19 protein-coding genes are annotated in these 16,448 nt (G+C 42.4%); 15 read left to right on the top strand and 4 right to left on the bottom strand.

Annotated elements, in window-relative coordinates; genetic code table 11:
- Positions 1-102: 102 nt before the first annotated feature.
- The 7 genes from NI455_RS00095 (at position 103) to NI455_RS00065 (ending at position 6,937) form a co-directional block, all read left to right on the top strand.
- Entirely contained in the window at positions 103-1,116 is a 1,014-nt protein-coding gene (locus tag NI455_RS00095) for a sulfate ABC transporter substrate-binding protein (protein WP_004731673.1), read from the top strand.
- Between the two features lie 32 nt (positions 1,117-1,148).
- Positions 1,149-1,754: an RBBP9/YdeN family alpha/beta hydrolase gene (locus tag NI455_RS00090; protein WP_253111874.1), complete on the top strand. Its 606-nt coding sequence runs from the start codon at positions 1,149-1,151 to the stop codon at positions 1,752-1,754.
- An 86-nt stretch (positions 1,755-1,840) separates the two neighbouring features.
- A complete protein-coding gene (gene cysT, locus NI455_RS00085) occupies positions 1,841-2,674 on the top strand; it encodes a sulfate ABC transporter permease subunit CysT (RefSeq protein WP_004279076.1) in 834 nt (277 codons plus the stop codon).
- A complete protein-coding gene (gene cysW / locus NI455_RS00080) occupies positions 2,671-3,564 on the top strand; it encodes a sulfate ABC transporter permease subunit CysW (RefSeq protein WP_004279077.1) in 894 nt (297 codons plus the stop codon). Before cysT ends, cysW begins: the two co-directional genes overlap by 4 nt.
- 11 nt (positions 3,565-3,575) lie before the next feature.
- Positions 3,576-4,637 (top strand): sulfate/molybdate ABC transporter ATP-binding protein, encoded by a 1,062-nt coding sequence (locus NI455_RS00075; RefSeq protein ID WP_085064085.1) that lies wholly within the window; start codon positions 3,576-3,578, stop codon positions 4,635-4,637.
- A gap of 53 nt (positions 4,638-4,690) precedes the next feature.
- Positions 4,691-5,614: a CysB family HTH-type transcriptional regulator gene (locus NI455_RS00070; RefSeq protein ID WP_219308879.1), complete on the top strand. Its 924-nt coding sequence runs from the start codon at positions 4,691-4,693 to the stop codon at positions 5,612-5,614.
- Between the two features lie 93 nt (positions 5,615-5,707).
- Positions 5,708-6,937 carry an OmpP1/FadL family transporter gene (locus NI455_RS00065; protein WP_253111872.1) on the top strand — a complete coding sequence of 410 codons (1,230 nt, stop codon included), beginning with the start codon at positions 5,708-5,710 and terminating at the stop codon, positions 6,935-6,937.
- A 58-nt stretch (positions 6,938-6,995) separates the two neighbouring features.
- Here NI455_RS00065 and carO read toward each other — a convergent pair whose 3' ends face one another.
- Positions 6,996-7,727, bottom strand: a complete 732-nt coding sequence (gene carO, locus NI455_RS00060; RefSeq protein WP_253111870.1) for an ornithine uptake porin CarO — start codon at positions 7,725-7,727, stop codon at positions 6,996-6,998.
- Positions 7,728-8,046: 319 nt separating this feature from the next.
- Here carO and dapD point away from each other — a divergent pair, with 319 nt between their 5' ends.
- The 5 genes from dapD (at position 8,047) to NI455_RS00035 (ending at position 11,384) form a co-directional block, all read left to right on the top strand.
- A complete protein-coding gene (gene dapD, locus NI455_RS00055) occupies positions 8,047-8,868 on the top strand; it encodes a 2,3,4,5-tetrahydropyridine-2,6-dicarboxylate N-succinyltransferase (protein WP_004645637.1) in 822 nt (273 codons plus the stop codon).
- Between the two features lie 131 nt (positions 8,869-8,999).
- Complete coding sequence (queE, locus tag NI455_RS00050) at positions 9,000-9,710, top strand: 7-carboxy-7-deazaguanine synthase QueE (RefSeq protein ID WP_195725783.1); 711 nt, start codon at positions 9,000-9,002, stop codon at positions 9,708-9,710.
- Between the two features lie 34 nt (positions 9,711-9,744).
- A complete protein-coding gene (gene queC, locus NI455_RS00045) occupies positions 9,745-10,413 on the top strand; it encodes a 7-cyano-7-deazaguanine synthase QueC (protein WP_148334605.1) in 669 nt (222 codons plus the stop codon).
- A gap of 16 nt (positions 10,414-10,429) precedes the next feature.
- Positions 10,430-10,843, top strand: coding sequence for a hypothetical protein (locus tag NI455_RS00040; protein WP_005097581.1), 414 nt, complete (start codon positions 10,430-10,432; stop codon positions 10,841-10,843).
- An 82-nt stretch (positions 10,844-10,925) separates the two neighbouring features.
- Positions 10,926-11,384, top strand: coding sequence for a peroxiredoxin (locus NI455_RS00035; protein WP_004731690.1), 459 nt, complete (start codon positions 10,926-10,928; stop codon positions 11,382-11,384).
- Between the two features lie 87 nt (positions 11,385-11,471).
- On the opposite strand, the gene NI455_RS00030 is transcribed toward NI455_RS00035, so the two are convergent.
- Entirely contained in the window at positions 11,472-12,035 is a 564-nt protein-coding gene (locus tag NI455_RS00030) for a YceI family protein (RefSeq protein ID WP_253111868.1), read from the bottom strand.
- 409 nt (positions 12,036-12,444) lie between these two features.
- Positions 12,445-13,050 carry a LysE/ArgO family amino acid transporter gene (locus NI455_RS00025; RefSeq protein ID WP_253111867.1) on the bottom strand — a complete coding sequence of 202 codons (606 nt, stop codon included), beginning with the start codon at positions 13,048-13,050 and terminating at the stop codon, positions 12,445-12,447.
- A 103-nt stretch (positions 13,051-13,153) separates the two neighbouring features.
- Between NI455_RS00025 and NI455_RS00020 the strand changes: the two genes are divergently transcribed.
- On the top strand, positions 13,154-14,059 hold the full coding sequence (locus tag NI455_RS00020; RefSeq protein WP_253111865.1) for a LysR family transcriptional regulator ArgP: 906 nt from the start codon (positions 13,154-13,156) through the stop codon (positions 14,057-14,059).
- 5 nt (positions 14,060-14,064) lie between these two features.
- On the opposite strand, the gene NI455_RS00015 is transcribed toward NI455_RS00020, so the two are convergent.
- A complete protein-coding gene (locus tag NI455_RS00015) occupies positions 14,065-14,634 on the bottom strand; it encodes a nicotinate-nicotinamide nucleotide adenylyltransferase (protein ID WP_253111863.1) in 570 nt (189 codons plus the stop codon).
- 103 nt (positions 14,635-14,737) lie between these two features.
- On the opposite strand from NI455_RS00015, the gene NI455_RS00010 reads away from it, so the two are divergent.
- Together NI455_RS00010 and NI455_RS00005 are read left to right on the top strand one after the other, a co-directional pair.
- Complete coding sequence (locus NI455_RS00010; protein WP_004645646.1) at positions 14,738-15,538, top strand: enoyl-CoA hydratase-related protein; 801 nt, start codon at positions 14,738-14,740, stop codon at positions 15,536-15,538.
- Between the two features lie 73 nt (positions 15,539-15,611).
- Positions 15,612-16,379 carry a nitroreductase family protein gene (locus NI455_RS00005; RefSeq protein ID WP_253111862.1) on the top strand — a complete coding sequence of 256 codons (768 nt, stop codon included), beginning with the start codon at positions 15,612-15,614 and terminating at the stop codon, positions 16,377-16,379.
- Positions 16,380-16,448 lie beyond the last annotated feature (69 nt).

The following is a 16,448-nucleotide window of genomic DNA, read 5'->3' as shown; positions in this document are numbered from 1 at the left end:
TCTCTTTTTTTCATATAAAATTCATTTTTAATTATTTTTTATGCATAAAGAATAAGTTTATTCTGCGCTTATGTTACAGAACATATCAGAGATTCAGTCCAGATGAGCATTTCAAACACATTAAAACTTGGGGTTTTAGCAGCTGTTATCTCGGCAACCTCATTTGGTGCAGCAGCACGTGATTTTCTCAATGTATCCTATGATCCGACCCGTGAACTGTATGAAGATGTAAATAAGAATTTTGGCAAATATTGGGAAAGCCGTACCGGTCAAAAAATCAATTTCAAGCAATCGCATGGCGGTTCAGGCAAACAGGCACGTGCCGTGATTGATGGTCTGGATGCAGATATCGTAACGTTAGCATTGGCTGCCGATATTGATGTGCTGGCAGAAAAAGCTAAACTGTTACCTGCGGACTGGCAAAAGAAATTGCCGCAAAACTCGACGCCTTATACTTCAACCATCGTGTTCCTGGTGCGTAAAGGCAATCCGAAAGAGATTAAGGACTGGGGTGATCTGGTCAAACCGGGCGTAGCAATCATTACCCCAAACCCGAAAACTTCAGGCGGTGCACGCTGGAATTATCTGGCGGCTTGGGCTTGGGCCAAACATCAGGCGGGCGGCAACGATAAGACTGCGCAAGAATTTGTTCGTAAAATTTATAAAAATACCAAAGTTCTGGATTCCGGGGCACGTGGTTCAACCACGACCTTTGCTGAACGTGGCATTGGGGATGTTTTACTCGCATGGGAAAACGAAGCGCATTTAGCCCTTCGCGAACAGCCGGGCAAGTTTGAAATTATTACCCCTTCTCTGTCGATTCTGGCTGAGCCACCGGTGGCGATTGTAGAAAAAAATGCCAAGAAAAAAGGCAACCAGCACTTGGCTCAAGGTTATTTGAACTTCCTGTATTCGCCATTGGGTCAAGACCTGGCAGGTAAACATTATTATCGTCCACGTAATGCCAAAGTACTGGCCAAATACAGCCAAGTATTTAAGCCATTAAAACTGGTGACGGTTGATCAGGAATTTGGCGGCTGGAACAAAGTACAAAAGGCTCACTTTGAAAATGGTGGTGTATTTGACCAGATCGTTAAAGCCAACAGCGCGAAATAATTTTCCAAGCTGATTGATATAGGAGCATCGACATGATTCATACGCTTATCGTTCCTGGTGTAGGTGGCAGTGAATACAACCACTGGCAAACCTGCTTACAGCACCGGCTGATGCGATGCTCCCGTGTGCAGCAAAAGGACTGGAATCATCCGGTACTGGATATCTGGGTAGCAGAATTTGTCAAAACTCTGCAAGCCATTCCAGCAGAGGTTCAGATTGTCGCACACAGCTTTGGCTGTCTGACCAGTATTGCGGCCCTTGCCCAACATCCCGAACTCAATGCAAAAGTAAAAAATCTGCTATTGGTGGCACCAGCTAATCCGGCACGATTTGGGGAAAATGGTTTTTCGCGCGACAGTCAGACTGACTACAGCACCTATTTTCAACACCTCAAGCTTCAGGTGCCCACCACGTTATTGATCAGTGAAAATGATCCCTGGTTAAGTTTTGAAGATGCCCACATACTGGCCCAAACCTGGAAAATCAAACCAATTAATCTGGGTGCAGTCGGTCATGTCAATGTCGCTTCTGGTTTTGGCCCTTTTCCTGAAATTGAACACTATTTGATTTCAGAAAACACTATGCCCCATATCAGCAAAGTTGATGAGAGCAAGTGTTATTTTAAATTTGCATTTTAGTCGCTGCAAATTATGCTTGTGCCCAAATTGTTTTTTTATTTTAGCTGATTGACTTCAATCAGCTTTCTCTCTTCTGAGGAGTAATCATGTCGCAGCGATCCCGAGTGCTGCCAGGATTTGGTCTTTCTCTAGGCTTTACCCTAGCGTATTTGTCATTAATCGTTTTGATCCCGCTGTCAGCTGTTTTTATTAAATCACTGGGCATTGGCTGGGATGGCTTATGGGAAATCCTGAGCTCTGAACGTATCTTGAAATCATTGCAGTTAAGTTTCACCGCGGCCATTGTCGCTGCACTGGTCAATGTAGTGTTTGGCCTGTTACTGGCGTGGTGTCTGGTACGTTACAGCTTTCCGGGCAAACGTATTGTCGATGCCCTGGTAGATTTGCCTTTTGCCTTACCCACTGCGGTTGCGGGTATTGCCCTGACCTCTTTATATGCACCGACCGGCTGGATTGGTCAATATTTAGAACCGATTGGCATTCAAGTCGCTTATACCCCGATTGGTATTACACTGGCATTGATCTTTATTGGTCTGCCTTTTGTAGTGCGTACAGTTCAGCCAGTCCTTAGCGATCTGGAAACCGAACTGGAAGAAGCTGCATCTGCATTGGGTGCCAACCGTTTTCAGATTGTGACCAAAGTGATTTTCCCAATTCTGCTGCCTGCGCTGATCACTGGCTTCGCTTTAGCCTTTGCCCGTGGTGTCGGTGAGTATGGTTCGGTGATCTTTATTGCCGGTAACCAGCCTTTTGAAACGGAAATTGCACCCTTAATGATTATTTCTCGTTTAGAAGAATATGACTATGCTGGTGCAACCACGATTGCTGTCGTCATGCTACTGATTTCCTTCGTGATGCTATTCCTGATTAACTTATTACAGGCATGGGCCAGCCGTCGTACCGGGAGAACTGCGCGATGAGTTTAAATACCAACAGTAATGCGCTGGCTGAAAAGCTGCAATCCCGTGATGCAACCCGCGAACCGACTTGGGTACGCTATACACTGCTCACTATTGCCTTAATCTTCTTTTTAAGCTGCTTGATTCTGCCCTTGATTCTGGTTTTTGTTGAAGCGTTTAAACAAGGGGTTGGCGTTTATACACAGGCACTGGTGCATCCAGATACCTTGTCGGCAGTGAAACTTACCTTGCTGACGGCTGCAATCGCGGTACCGCTCAACGTCGTATTTGGTGTTGCGGCAGCCTGGTCTGTGGCGAAGTTTAACTTTCCAGGTAAATCATTCCTGACGACCATTATTGATCTCCCTTTCTCTGTTTCACCTGTGATTGCGGGTATGATGCTGGTACTGATTTTTGGTACCCAAGGCTGGATGGGCTCTTGGCTGATGGATCACGATATCAAGATCCTTTATGCAGTGCCTGCGATTGTCCTAGCGACTATCTTTATTACGGTACCTTTTGTTGCGCGTGAGCTAATTCCGTTAATGGAAGCACAAGGAACCGAAGAAGAAGAAGCTGCGATTGTACTCGGTGCATCTGGCTGGCAGACTTTCTGGAAAGTGACCCTGCCCAATATCAAATGGGGTCTGATCTATGGCGTGATTCTGTGTAATGCGCGGGCCATGGGTGAATTTGGTGCGGTGTCGGTGGTTTCCGGCCATATCCGTGGTGAAACCAATACCTTGCCGCTACACGTCGAAATTCTTTATAACGAATATACCTTTAGTGCTGCGTTTGCCGTGTCTTCGCTTCTGGCTCTCCTCGCAATTGTAACCCTGATTTTAAAAACATGGGTGGAACTGCGCCAGGAAAAACAAGACAAACGTAATGAAGATTCAACAGTTTCTTAAGGAATGCCCACATGAGTATTCAAGTACAAAATATTGAAAAACACTTTGGTGCATTCCATGCACTGAAAAATATCTCGCTGGATTTTCCAGATGGTCAACTGGTCGCGCTTCTTGGCCCATCTGGTTGTGGCAAAACCACTTTGCTACGGATTATTGCCGGTCTGGAATCTGCGGATGGCGGCCAAGTGATTTTAGAAGGTCAGGATGCCACCAATGTGCATGTGCGTGAGCGTGAAGTTGGCTTTGTATTCCAGCACTATGCCCTGTTCCGTCATATGACGGTATTTGACAATATCGCCTTTGGTCTGCGTGTTCGTCCGCGCAAAACCCGTCCCTCGGAAGCGGAAATTAAAAAACGTGTGACACGTTTACTCGACTTGGTTCAGCTCGGTTTCCTGGCTGATCGATATCCAGCTCAACTTTCTGGTGGTCAGCGTCAGCGTATTGCCTTGGCACGTGCTTTAGCGGTTGAACCGCGTGTATTATTACTGGATGAACCTTTCGGCGCACTGGATGCCAAAGTGCGTAAGGAACTGCGTCGCTGGTTACGTACCCTACATGACGAATTGCATATTACTTCTATTTTCGTAACACACGATCAGGAAGAAGCGCTTGAAGTTGCAGATCAAATCGTGGTGATGAACAAGGGCAATGTTGAACAAATTGGTTCACCACGTGAAGTCTATGAAACACCAAAAACTCCATTTGTATTCGACTTTTTGGGTCAGGCGAACCGTTTTGAAGGTCAGAACCATGCAGGCATCATCCAGCTCGGCGAAGACCGCATTCAATTTGAGGGTGCAAAAAATGCCGCTCAAGGTGAAGTGATTTTATTCGCACGTCCAGATGAACTACGCATCCATGCACAGCCACACGACAATGCCATTCAGGCGACCTTCATTCGTGAATTATGGATCGCGGGTAAAGTAGTTGCTGAGCTAAATGACCGTCAAGGCAATCTGATTGAAATTTTACTGACGCCTGATGAAGCGAGAGCGCATCAATTCCGCCCAAATCAAACTGTTTGGTTAAGTGCGGTGAATTTGCATTTATTTGAAAACCAGGTCGCTTAAGACCAAAAGATGGGGCTTTAAAATGCCCCATCCTCTTCTAGGGTAAGAGAATTATGAATTTCCAACAATTAAGAATTATACGAGAAACGGTTAGACAAAACTTTAATTTAACTGAAGCTTCTGCTGCGCTTTATACTTCACAGTCCGGGGTAAGTAAGCATATTAAAGATCTGGAAGATGAACTGGGGGTGCAGCTGTTTATTCGCAAAGGTAAACGTCTACTGGGCTTAACCGAACCGGGCCAGGCACTTTTAGGCATTGTAGAACGCATGCTGGTCGATGCCGACAATATCAAACGTCTGGCCGATGATTTCAATAAAGTCGATGAAGGTACATTGACCGTTGCCACAACGCATACCCAGGCGCGTTATGTGTTACCACCGATTGTCAGCCAATTCAAAAAAGAATTCCCTAAAGTTCATCTAATTTTGCAACAGGCCAGCCCGATTGAAATCACGGAAATGCTACTGCAAGGTCAAGCGGATATCGGTATTGCGACCGAAGCACTCACCACTGAAGATAATCTGGCCAGCGTACCTTACTATAACTGGCAACACAGTATTATTACCCCGCAGAATCATCCACTGGCAAGCAAAGAACACGTGCTCATCGAAGATCTGGCGCACTACCCGATTATTACCTATCATGGTGGTTTTACCGGTCGCTCCAAGATTGATACCGCCTTTGAAGAAGCTGGTTTTGATGTAGATATTGTGATGTCCGCGCTTGATGCCGATGTCATCAAGACCTATGTAGAAATGAATATGGGCATCGGCATTGTCAACGATGTGGCCTATGACCCGGAGCGTGATTACCGTTTAAAGCAGATTGAAACCGATATTTTCGGCGTAAATACCACCTGGATTGCAGTGCGTAAAGGTCATTTATTACGCGGTTATGGCTACGAGTTTATTTCCCTCTGCTCACCAGACGCAGATATTAAGGCACTGAAAAAAGTGGCTTATCCAGACGAATAAAGTGCAATATTTTAAGTTTTTAATCAAAGAGGCTACACCGCCTCTTTTTTATTTTTTGAGTAGATAAAGAATACAAATATCAAGCATAATCACGTGCATAATAAATTGAATTATACCAAGATGATCAATAATAAATTTGCTCTTTTCTCCGTGGGCTTGTTTTTCTCCGGGTCAGGTTATGCAGCAGCGTTTGAACAATCTAATCAAAGTATCCAATCGTTTTTTGAAAAAAATCATTATGCTGAAGTTTCACTGGCGTGGGTTCGCCCCGATATCAGCGGTCAGGTACAACATACTGAAGAGCTGCAACAATTAGGCATCACCGATTTTTCAACAGGAAATCTTGCCCATAGTCAATGGATTTCCAATGTCGCATTAAAATTCCAGTTGAATCCTCAAGTGTCGTGGGGACTGATTTACGATCAGCCTTATTCTATAGATATCGCTTATCATTATGATCCTGTTTTTGCAGGTGCAGCGCTTCCAATTGAGGCTGCTACCATTCAGTTTGAGAGCCATAATTTGACCTCATTAATTGGCTTTCAACCAAACGATAACTGGAATTTTTATACAGGGCTAAGTTATCAAAGCTTAGAGGGAAATTTATATTTATCCGGGCAGACATTTTATATATTCAATGGTTATCGAGCCACATTAGAACGAGATCCCGCTTGGGGCTGGCTTGCTGGAATCAGTTATCAGATCCCAGAATATTTTTTTAGAACCGCACTGACCTATCGCTCTGCAATTACTCATCACAATAAAACCACTGAGTCGATTATTGTAGGTACGAATCCAGCATCTTATACAGAAATTCAAACTCCTCAGTCAGTGAATCTGGATTTTCAGACAGCTTTAACTGATCAAAATGCGCTCTATGGCACGCTGCGTTGGTCGAACTGGCAAAATTTCGTGATCCAGCCGCCTAAATTTGGCGCTGTAATTGACTATGCGGCCTTACAGTTCCCTGAAGTAAAACCTTTTAGAATGATTGATTATCGTAAGGATCAATGGTCTGGAAAAATCGGACTTGCTCATCAATGGCCATCTTTTGTCATAAATTCTATCGAACTTTTATGGGATTCTGGTACAGGAAATCCGGCTTCAACTTTAAATCCGAGTGATGGCTATTGGGGCATCGGACTAGGTCATCTTTATAAGATTCAAGAAACTTGGGATATTGCTACAGGACTATATTATTTAAAGTTTCAAAAACCTGAAATTTCCTCATCCGAACCTATTACGCCACAGATTGCAGGTTTATCTGCAGTTTCTGATAACAGTGCTTTGATCCTAGGTTTGAAACTGGGTTATCACTTTTAAAATTGTTCTAAAAAATAAAAAAACGAGCCGAAGCCCGTTTTTTTTATGAGGTTAAATCTTAGAAGCGGAAGCTTACACCAAGTTTAGCGACTGGTAGCCATTCGTACTCATTGTCGTTACGAATATCATCTTCTTCCAGCTGAACTTGTTGGTTAAAGTCAGCAATAACTCCAGGATTTGTAGGAGTAGCAACTCCACTTGAAGTTAAGTTAACTGTTGGATTTCCATTGTAGTAAGCACCAATTTCACCAAACACACCCCAACGATTAGTAATCGCTGGAGAGAAACCAATACCTAGGTAGGGTGCAATATTATTTTTATAAGATAGGTCACCACTAATACGTGCATCTCCTACTGCCTTGAATTCAACATCATTTACGGAGAAGGTTTCACCCGAACGAACTCGACGATCGATATCATATTGATTATCTACATAAGCTACACCAGCCGCCATATAGAACCAGTTTGCCCAAGGACGAATTTCAGCATTTAAATAGGTCAGGTTATTGTCCATATCCAGGTCATAATCAGAACCATTGATTGATAAATCATCAGACCAAGAGATATCACCGCCGTTATAGCCTAAAGTCACGCCGACATATGGGTTCACGTTCCATGAAAGTGCACCACCATAACCGGTAGTACCGACTTCAGCACGAACAGCTGCGGGTTTAAAGAAAGAAAAAGATGCCACACCTTCATCTGTTACGATTGTTTCATCAGCAGCCATCGCAGAACTCGCTGCTAGAGCTAAGACTGATACTGCCAAAATATTATGTAAAGATTTCATTATTTCTCTCCTCAAAAGAACTTATTTTGATCATTAGTTATTCGTGATAGGCTCAATATAAAGGACTTAAAAAATATTTTTTATTCATGTTTTGCTGATCTTTTGTTATTTTTTGATACAAATTAGTTTTTCTTGTTGAGAACCAAGCGTTTTCTAACACTTCTCCTACATTTCAACATAATGAAAAAGTACACTTATCACTTTAATAATTTCACGCTTTCTACACTTTTAGTTATTTTTCATCTATTTTTAGCCCTTTCAACTATTTTTCCTGCAATATAGTGTAAAATCTAGAAAATTTTTTTCTGGAAGGAAGATCATGTCGCAGCTTTCAACAATCATTGAACAAGCGTTTGAAGACCGTGCGAATTTTACAGCTGCAGATTGCTCTGCTGAAATCCGTCAAGCAGTTGAGGAAGTAATTGCTGGTCTAGACAATGGTACTCTACGTGTTGCTGAAAAAATCGATGGTGAATGGGTTGTTCATCAATGGATTAAAAAAGCGGTATTGTTATCATTTAAATTAAACGACAATAAACCAATGGAAGCTTGTGATCTTCGTTTCTATGACAAAGTAGAAACTAAATTCTCAGGTTGGACTGAAGAACAGTTCAAGGCTGCTGGCGTACGTGTCGTACCACCTGCTGTCGCACGTAAAGGTTCATTCCAGGCTAAAGGCGTGATCTTGATGCCTTCTTATGTCAACATCGGTGCTTATGTAGATGAAGGCACGATGGTTGATACTTGGGCCACTGTAGGTTCATGTGCGCAAATTGGTAAAAATGTTCACTTGTCAGGTGGTGTAGGTATTGGTGGTGTGCTTGAACCGCTTCAAGCGAATCCAACCATTATTGAAGATAACTGCTTTATCGGTGCACGTTCTGAAATCGTTGAAGGCGTAATCGTTGAAGAAGGTTCTGTGATTTCAATGGGCGTATTCATTGGTCAATCAACCAAGATTTATGACCGTGCCACTGGCGAAATCCACTACGGCCGTGTACCAGCAGGTTCAGTCGTTGTTGCTGGTAGTCTCCCTTCTAAGTGTGGCACTTACAGCCTGTATGCTGCCATCATCGTGAAAAAAGTTGATGCACAAACTCGTTCTAAAACAAGTCTGAACGATCTATTACGTGAAGACTAAGATGTCTTAACTTAGAGGACACATTTGTGTTCCTCGGAGCTTCAACTGCTCCTTGTCTCTACGATTAGTAATAATCGTAGGGATTTTTATTTTTATACCCGGTTATTTATTTCTCATTGGTTAGTTTTGTTATGAATACGCTTCGATCTTCCGCAATTCCTGTCTCTGATCCGTCTGCGGGTTTACGCATTACGGAGATTTTCTATTCATTGCAAGGTGAAGCCAATGCCGCAGGACTGCCAACAGTATTTATCCGTTTAACCGGTTGCCCATTACGTTGTAGCTATTGTGATACCACCTATTCCTTTGAAGGCGGTGAGCGTCAGTCTCTGGACGATATTATCCAGACCACGCTTGATTTTAAAACCCCTTATGTCTGTGTGACCGGTGGTGAACCACTGGCGCAGCCCAATGCCCTACCCCTGATGCAGCGACTGGCAGATTTAGGATGCGAAGTTTCACTTGAAACCAGTGGCGCTTTAGATGTGTCCAAAGTGGATTCACGTGTTTCCAAAGTCCTCGATTTAAAAACACCAACTTCAGGTGAAGTTGCACGGAATTTGCTTTCTAATCTCGATCATTTAACTGCACATGATCAAATCAAGTTTGTGATATGCAATCGTGAAGATTATGAATGGTCAAAGCAGCAGTTAGAACTGTACCAACTTCAAGACAAAGTGAGTACAGTTTGGTTTTCGCCTGCATTTGCGGTCGAAAAAGGTGCAGTTCAGTTACCACCACTGGCACGTGATTTGGCTCAGTGGATTTTAGAAGACCATCTCCCTGTTCGTTTCCAGTTACAGCTACACAAGTTGTTATGGAATGATGAAACTGGTCGTTAATTTTTTGTAAAGTATTTTTTTGGAGAATCAGCTTATGCGCCCTCGTGCCATTGTCCTGTTATCTGGCGGATTAGACTCAACAACATGTCTGGCTTGGGCACAGGCACGCTATGAATGTATCGCACTCAGTTTTCGATATGGTCAGCGTTCAACGACCGAGCTGGATGCAGCAAAAGCTTTAACGCAACGTGCCGGTGTGGAACATCGTGTCATCAATATCGACCTGGGCAATCTGGGTGGCTCAGCCCTTACCGATCATAGCATTGACGTGCCGGATCATGAACAGTCAGGTATCCCGATTACCTATGTTCCGGCACGTAATACCATCTTCTTGTCTTACGCCTTAGCAGCAGCTGAAGTGTTCGAAGCTGAAGCGATTGTTATCGGAATTAATGCAGTTGATTACTCCGGTTATCCGGATTGCCGTCCGGAATTTATTGACGCATTTGCCAACATGGCGCGCCTTGCAACCAAGGTTGGCGTAGAGGGTCAGGCACTCAAATTTGAAACACCTTTGTTACATTTATCCAAAGCAAATATTATTCGCTTAGGTATTGAACATGGCGTAGACTACAGTCAAACGGTGTCATGCTATCAAGCAGATGACCAAGGACGTGCCTGTGGCAAATGCGACAGTTGTCGTTTACGTAAACAGGGTTTTGCGGACGCAGGTGTTGAAGACCCGACACGTTATATACCGTAATAACAAGGTAGAGTTTATGAAGAATTTAAAATCAAGCATCGTGCTTTCAGCAATTGTTTCAGCTGCTGCTATGTTCGCAACTACGGCTCAAGCGGCTGATGACAAATTACAACAAGCTTATAAAAGCACCAATGTAAAATCTGCATTGATCAATGTTTGTAAAAATGAAACTGGCAAAAGTAAAAAATTGACGGCTGCTGAAGTCAGCAAATATTGTGGTTGTGCTATTGAAGCAGATGGAAAATTAACCAATGCACAAAAATGGGAAATTCAAAGCACCATTAACCAGAAGAAAAGCCCAGGCACTTTAGCTTTTGTACAGAAGCAGAATAAAGATCTTCAAGCATGCTTTGGTCCACAGTTAACAGGCAAACTGAAAACTTTGACTGAAGAAGCAATGAAATCAGCCCAAGCGGCACCAAAGAAATAATATCTGATTATTCTTTGATAAAATAAGCCACTATAATGTGGCTTATTTTTTTTGAAAAAATTTAGAGAAAACAGGAGTTTTTATGTCTGAAATTAGTTTGCTTGACCAGAATTTTCCTGCGACGACAGGGGAAATTAATTTAACCCAGTTAAATACAGAATGGCTGGTGATTTATTTTTATCCTAAAGATTCTACACCGGGCTGCACAACTCAGGCAGTAGGATTTTCCTGTTTAAAAGATCAGTTCGATGCTTTAAATACCACAATTCTTGGCGTATCCCGTGATTCGGTAAAAGCTCATCAGAACTTTACTGAAAAGCAGAACCTGAGTATTAATCTGATCAGCGATAAAGAAGAGGTGTTGTGCAATCACTTTGATGTGATTAAAGAAAAGAACATGTATGGTAAACAAGTGATGGGCATTGAGCGTTCGACTTTCATTTTCCATAACGGTCAACTGGTCAAAGAATACCGTAAGGTCAAAGCAGCAGGTCACGCAGAACAAGTTCTGGAAGATTTAAAAGCTTTGCAAGCTGCTTAATTGCATGCTTGTGTATAAATAGAAGCTCGAACCATTCGGGCTTTTTTTTACGAGCAAACTTATATAATTAAGTATTTTATATTTCCCCTAGTTCATTGCACACTGGCCTGATAGATGAAGATTCACTTTATCCCCTACGCCGGCAATTCCTTTTTTCATACCAAAATCCCTACGGTTAATCACGGCAGATGCCTGAACATCAAGCAGGTTGGCATTTGACATACTAGGTTTAAAAGTGGTTTCAAAAATCACAGGCTTGGTCACACCACGCAGGGTTAAATGACCTAAAACATTATATTTGCCATTGCCCAAGTCTTTAAACTGGATACTTTTAAAAATTACAGTCTTATATTTTTCTACATAAAACAGGTCTTCGCCCAAAATCATATGTTTAAATAGCGGCTTACTAAAGCTTAAACTTTCTACATCCATGACCAGATGGGTTGAGGCATTTTGCGGTGCTTTAGCATCAAACTGCATCGTGGATTGAACCTGATTGAACTTGGCTTTAACCACAGTAAGACCCATCGACTTAATCTCAAAACCGACATCACTTTTGGGAGTTAAGGTCCATGATCTTGCAAAAGACTGACTAGTCAAAGCTAAACAGATCGCTAGGCTAAGGAGCCCAGTTTTTATTATTGTTTTCAATTTTAAATCCACCTTGTTTAATTTCTTATTGATCGGATTTAAGTACACGGCTTAATCTGAAACTAAATTTTCTTGTTTTTTGAACGAACAGGTTTTCGTTCTTTTTATACCAGTTTATTGAAGTTTTTGTAAAATCATTCATGACTAACGGACAAAATACTTGCGCTGATTTTTCTCTGATAAGTGGCTCTACTAGGCGAGCAGTAAACTTGTGTCATCTTATAAAATTCTGATTTTGTAAATTTTTTATACCAAACAGATCGTTTATTTTAAGCTCAATATATATTGAAATATCCATGTGCTCACAGTAATGAAAAGAGTTGTTTTCTGCGCTGACCATTCTCGATACCTATCTAAAATGACACACTTAGACAACTCTTAACCGATCTATCCACTTTCGTAGCCTGAATCAAATACTGAGGATTAATGACACTGCGACGCCCCACATTGTACAAGCAATGATGGCATCCAGTATTTTCCATGCTTTTGGATGTTGAAACCAAGGCGTCAGTATCTTTGCACCATATCCCAAACTAAAGAAGAAAAACCAGGAAGCACAGACAGCACCTAAAGCAAACCACCATTTTCCTAAGGCGTATTGGGTTGAAATTGATCCAATCAATATGACTGTGTCTAAGTAAACATGCGGATTTAGCCAGGTAAAAGCCAGGCAGATCATCAGTACTTGTAGAAAATGCTCTGTTAGCTGATCACTTGGTGCTAAAACCTCTGTTGATTTAAATGCGCTGATCGCATGGTGCAAACCATAATAAAATAGGAATCCTGCGCCAATATATTTAGAAAATATAACAATATCCGGATAATATTCAATGACGCGCGCAAAGCCCAGTACGCCAAGCAGAATTAAAATGGAATCAGACAAGGCACAAATCACACAGACCCAGAACACATGCTGTTGTTTTAAACCTTGTTTTAATACAAAAGCATTCTGTGCACCGATACTGATAATCAGGCTCATTCCCACAGCAAAACCACTCACCATATAACTGAACATCACATTCCCCTTTTTTGAATAAATGAATTATTCAACAAAATGGATGCGATTAATTAAAACTAAGTTAATATCAATTTAACTAAATTATTTTTAGATAACAGATATGCTGAATGCGAAACAATGTGATGCTTTTTACGCAGTTGCAAAAACGGGAAGTTTCGATCTGGCTGCCGAGCAGCTAAATATTACTGCCTCGGCAGTGACCCTTCGTGTTCAAAGTCTGGAAAAAAAATTGGGACAATTGCTTCTGGTGAGAGATCGGCCTTGCCGTGTGACTCAATCCGGACAAACCTTATTGCATTATTTACAGCATCAACGTTTGCTAGAACAGAATCTGATGCAGGATTTGGGTGGACAATTGCAACAAGAAGGTTTCTATTGTCTGAATATTGCCACCAATGCTGATTCGCTCGCGACCTGGCTATTACCGACCTTACAAGCCCAGCTGATCCAGCATAAAATTGTGTTGCATTTTCAAGTAGACGATCAATCACAAACCCATCATCTGTTAGAAGCAGGTCTCGTCAATGCCTGTTTGAGTACTGAAGCCAAGGCAATGAAAGGTTGTCGGGCGGAATTGATCGGACAGATGCAGTATCGGCTGGTCGCCACCCCTAAGTTTTCCCAAAACTGGTTTCGTCAAGGTGTACATCGGGATGTGCTACGCCTTGCCCCTGCCATTATTTTTAATGAAAAAGACCAACTACATACTCAATTTATTCAGCACGAATTTGGCCTGAACCTTGCTCAATATCCTCATTTTTTTATTCCATCGACCCATGCATTTTTTGATGCGATTGTCATGGGTCTAGGCTATGGCTGGCTGCCGGACTATCAAACCAGGGATTTGCTAGAGTCAGGTCAACTGCTTGAGCTTTCAAGGGAATTACGCATTGAAGTCCCCCTATATTGGCATCACTGGAAAGAACAGTCTCCTGCCTTGGAGATTTTAAGTGAATGTCTAAGACAGCATGCTCAAACTACCATGAATCAACCCATAACGACCTAATACTTTTAAAGCAGATTGGTTTTATCATTCTGGGAAAATTTTTCACTAAGTTGCTGATAGGTCGTGGTTTTTTGGAAATTTTCTAGAAAATCAATCGTGCCTTGTGGAAATTTATCTCGTTGAATTTCGCCACGATAATAAGCTTCACGCATCGGCGTGGCGGATAAGGCATCTTCAAGACTGTCAAGTTCGACCATTTCCCATTCTGGGAAAAACTTTAAATAATAAGAAGAATCATCTTTAAAGTGCCCGATCAGTCCGACTTTGGCATCCGGCTCAATGATCTGATTCACCAGCGATTTCACCAGTTTTTGCCATTTTTCATCATTATAAACATCAATAACTTCTACAAATTTGATCCGCGCCCGATCTTCTGGACTAAAATTTGATAGGATCATGGCTTCACGCTCCGAAGCCAAAAATGGATTCTTGATATTGCGTTCATTTTGCGCAGAACCGAGAGCCAAAATCACATGTTGACTGTGCTGCAGGGCAATATTAATCGTTTGCATGTGTGCCAGATGAAAAGGCTGAAAACGGCCAATGAAAACCAGATAATCAAATGTATAGTTCATAAGGGATCAGTTTTTTTATGACTCATGAGTTGTGCTGCCCCAATAAATATGCGACATAATCATTCCCATAAAATCAAATTAAGTTTAAAGCAAGGATAGTACGATGACACTGAGCTGTATTCAACAACCTCATGAGCATTTGAATGCGAATTTAGAACATGGTGTACTTACTTTGGCCATCAATCGCCCGGAGGCGAAAAATGCGTTATATAGCGAACTGTATCTCTGGATTGCGAAAGCTTTAGATGAAGCTGATCAGGCACCTGAAGTTCGTGTAGTTGTATTGCGTGGTCAGGACACAGACTTTAGTGCGGGCAATGATATGCAGGATTTTATGAAATCTGCTGCGAAGAAAGGTCAGGCACCCGCTGCTGAAGGCCCGCCGTTTGTTTTACTCAAATCTGCTGCAAAATTTTCCAAGCCTTTGATTGCTGCGGTGCGTGGTGTTGCGATCGGCATTGGCGTGACGATCTTATTGCATTGTGATCTGGTCTATAGTGACAATACTGCCTTGTTCCAGATTCCATTTGTCAGTCTGGGTCTATCGCCTGAAGGCGCTTCAAGCAAGCTGTTGATTCAGCAAGCGGGTTATCATAAAGCGGCCGAATTATTGCTGACTGCGCAAAAATTCAATAGCGAAAAAGCACTCGACGCAGGTCTGGTAAATAGCATTGAAGAAGATGTTTACACCAAAGCAGCAGCACAAGCTACCCAACTCTCTGCCCTGCCATTGGCATCACTGGTGCAATCCAAAGCCTTGATGAAACACAATGTGAATGAAATTGTGGAATGGATTGACCATGAAGCAGAGATTTTCATGCAGCGTGTCGGCTCACCAGAAATGCTGGAAGCGGTTCAAGCCTTTATGCAAAAACGGAAACCTGATTTCACACAATTCAACTAATTCTGAAACTTATCTTTTAATTGAGGCAGTTTAGACTGCCTCAATCTTTTATATTTTTGAAAGAACCCAGCTTATGACAAATGAAAACTTCCAAACGACTTCTCAAACAACTGATAGTTCAAATCCTGACAAGAAGCGTTATTACGAGCCGGCACCACAGGATATTGATGTAGAGAATTTCCGTAAGGTCATTGAAAGCCGCCGTTCAGTGCGTAAATTTACCAAAAAACCAATCCCTGCTGAGGTACTGGATGCCTGCCTGGATCTGGCACTACTGGCACCAAATTCATCAAATCTGCAGCCATGGACATTTTATGTGGTGCAGAACCCATCCAAGAAAAAGCATCTGGTGAAAGCCTGCATGAGCCAACTGGCCGCTAAAACGGCTTCTGAACTGATTGTTTGTATTGCACGTACTGACCGCATTGATGAAATGGCGAAACTGAATATTAGTGAGTTTCCATTTCCTGAGGCGCCTCCAGCAATCAAAAAGTACTATAAGTACATTCCCTATAACTACAAGACAGGTTATCTGAATGCCTTTGGTAACTTTAAGAAAGTCGCTTTCAAAGTAGCCCGTACTCTGGATAAGCAGATGCCGGTTTCTGCTTTCAGCCCCGCTGATGCAAAACTATGGGCGACTAAAACCACGGCGCTGGCTTGTGAAAATCTGGTTTTAGCTTTACGCGCTTATGGTTTTGATAGCTGTATGATGGAAGGCTTCGATGAGCCCATGGTTCGTGAAATTCTGGAATTAAATGACAAGCAGTATCCGGTCATGGTGATTGGTGCAGGTGAACGTGCTAAAGATGGGGTATTAGAGGTGGTCCCACTTGTTTGAACAACTAAAAGCGTATTTATAAGTGATATTCCGCTCTAGTTAAGCCACCTTGTTTTGTTGGGGTAGCTG

Origin of the sequence: Acinetobacter lwoffii (assembly GCF_024129435.1) — a bacterium.
GTDB lineage: Bacteria > Pseudomonadota > Gammaproteobacteria > Pseudomonadales > Moraxellaceae > Acinetobacter > Acinetobacter lwoffii_F.
This window is presented reverse-complemented; position numbering and strand designations above follow the sequence as displayed.

Bases quoted from the DNA above. Each gene is read 5' to 3' on its own strand.
- NI455_RS00095 (WP_004731673.1), top strand. From the start codon at position 103: ATGAGCATTTCAAACACATTAAAACTTGGGGTTTTAGCAGCTGTTATC.
- NI455_RS00090 (WP_253111874.1), top strand. From the start codon at position 1,149: ATGATTCATACGCTTATCGTTCCTGGTGTAGGTGGCAGTGAATACAAC.
- cysT (WP_004279076.1), top strand. From the start codon at position 1,841: ATGTCGCAGCGATCCCGAGTGCTGCCAGGATTTGGTCTTTCTCTAGGC.
- cysW (WP_004279077.1), top strand. From the start codon at position 2,671: ATGAGTTTAAATACCAACAGTAATGCGCTGGCTGAAAAGCTGCAATCC.
- NI455_RS00075 (WP_085064085.1), top strand. From the start codon at position 3,576: ATGAGTATTCAAGTACAAAATATTGAAAAACACTTTGGTGCATTCCAT.
- NI455_RS00070 (WP_219308879.1), top strand. From the start codon at position 4,691: ATGAATTTCCAACAATTAAGAATTATACGAGAAACGGTTAGACAAAAC.
- carO (WP_253111870.1), bottom strand. From the start codon at position 7,727: ATGAAATCTTTACATAATATTTTGGCAGTATCAGTCTTAGCTCTAGCA.
- dapD (WP_004645637.1), top strand. From the start codon at position 8,047: ATGTCGCAGCTTTCAACAATCATTGAACAAGCGTTTGAAGACCGTGCG.
- queE (WP_195725783.1), top strand. From the start codon at position 9,000: ATGAATACGCTTCGATCTTCCGCAATTCCTGTCTCTGATCCGTCTGCG.
- queC (WP_148334605.1), top strand. From the start codon at position 9,745: ATGCGCCCTCGTGCCATTGTCCTGTTATCTGGCGGATTAGACTCAACA.
- NI455_RS00040 (WP_005097581.1), top strand. From the start codon at position 10,430: ATGAAGAATTTAAAATCAAGCATCGTGCTTTCAGCAATTGTTTCAGCT.
- NI455_RS00035 (WP_004731690.1), top strand. From the start codon at position 10,926: ATGTCTGAAATTAGTTTGCTTGACCAGAATTTTCCTGCGACGACAGGG.
- NI455_RS00025 (WP_253111867.1), bottom strand. From the start codon at position 13,050: ATGTTCAGTTATATGGTGAGTGGTTTTGCTGTGGGAATGAGCCTGATT.
- NI455_RS00020 (WP_253111865.1), top strand. From the start codon at position 13,154: ATGCTGAATGCGAAACAATGTGATGCTTTTTACGCAGTTGCAAAAACG.
- NI455_RS00015 (WP_253111863.1), bottom strand. From the start codon at position 14,634: ATGAACTATACATTTGATTATCTGGTTTTCATTGGCCGTTTTCAGCCT.
- NI455_RS00010 (WP_004645646.1), top strand. From the start codon at position 14,738: ATGACACTGAGCTGTATTCAACAACCTCATGAGCATTTGAATGCGAAT.
- NI455_RS00005 (WP_253111862.1), top strand. From the start codon at position 15,612: ATGACAAATGAAAACTTCCAAACGACTTCTCAAACAACTGATAGTTCA.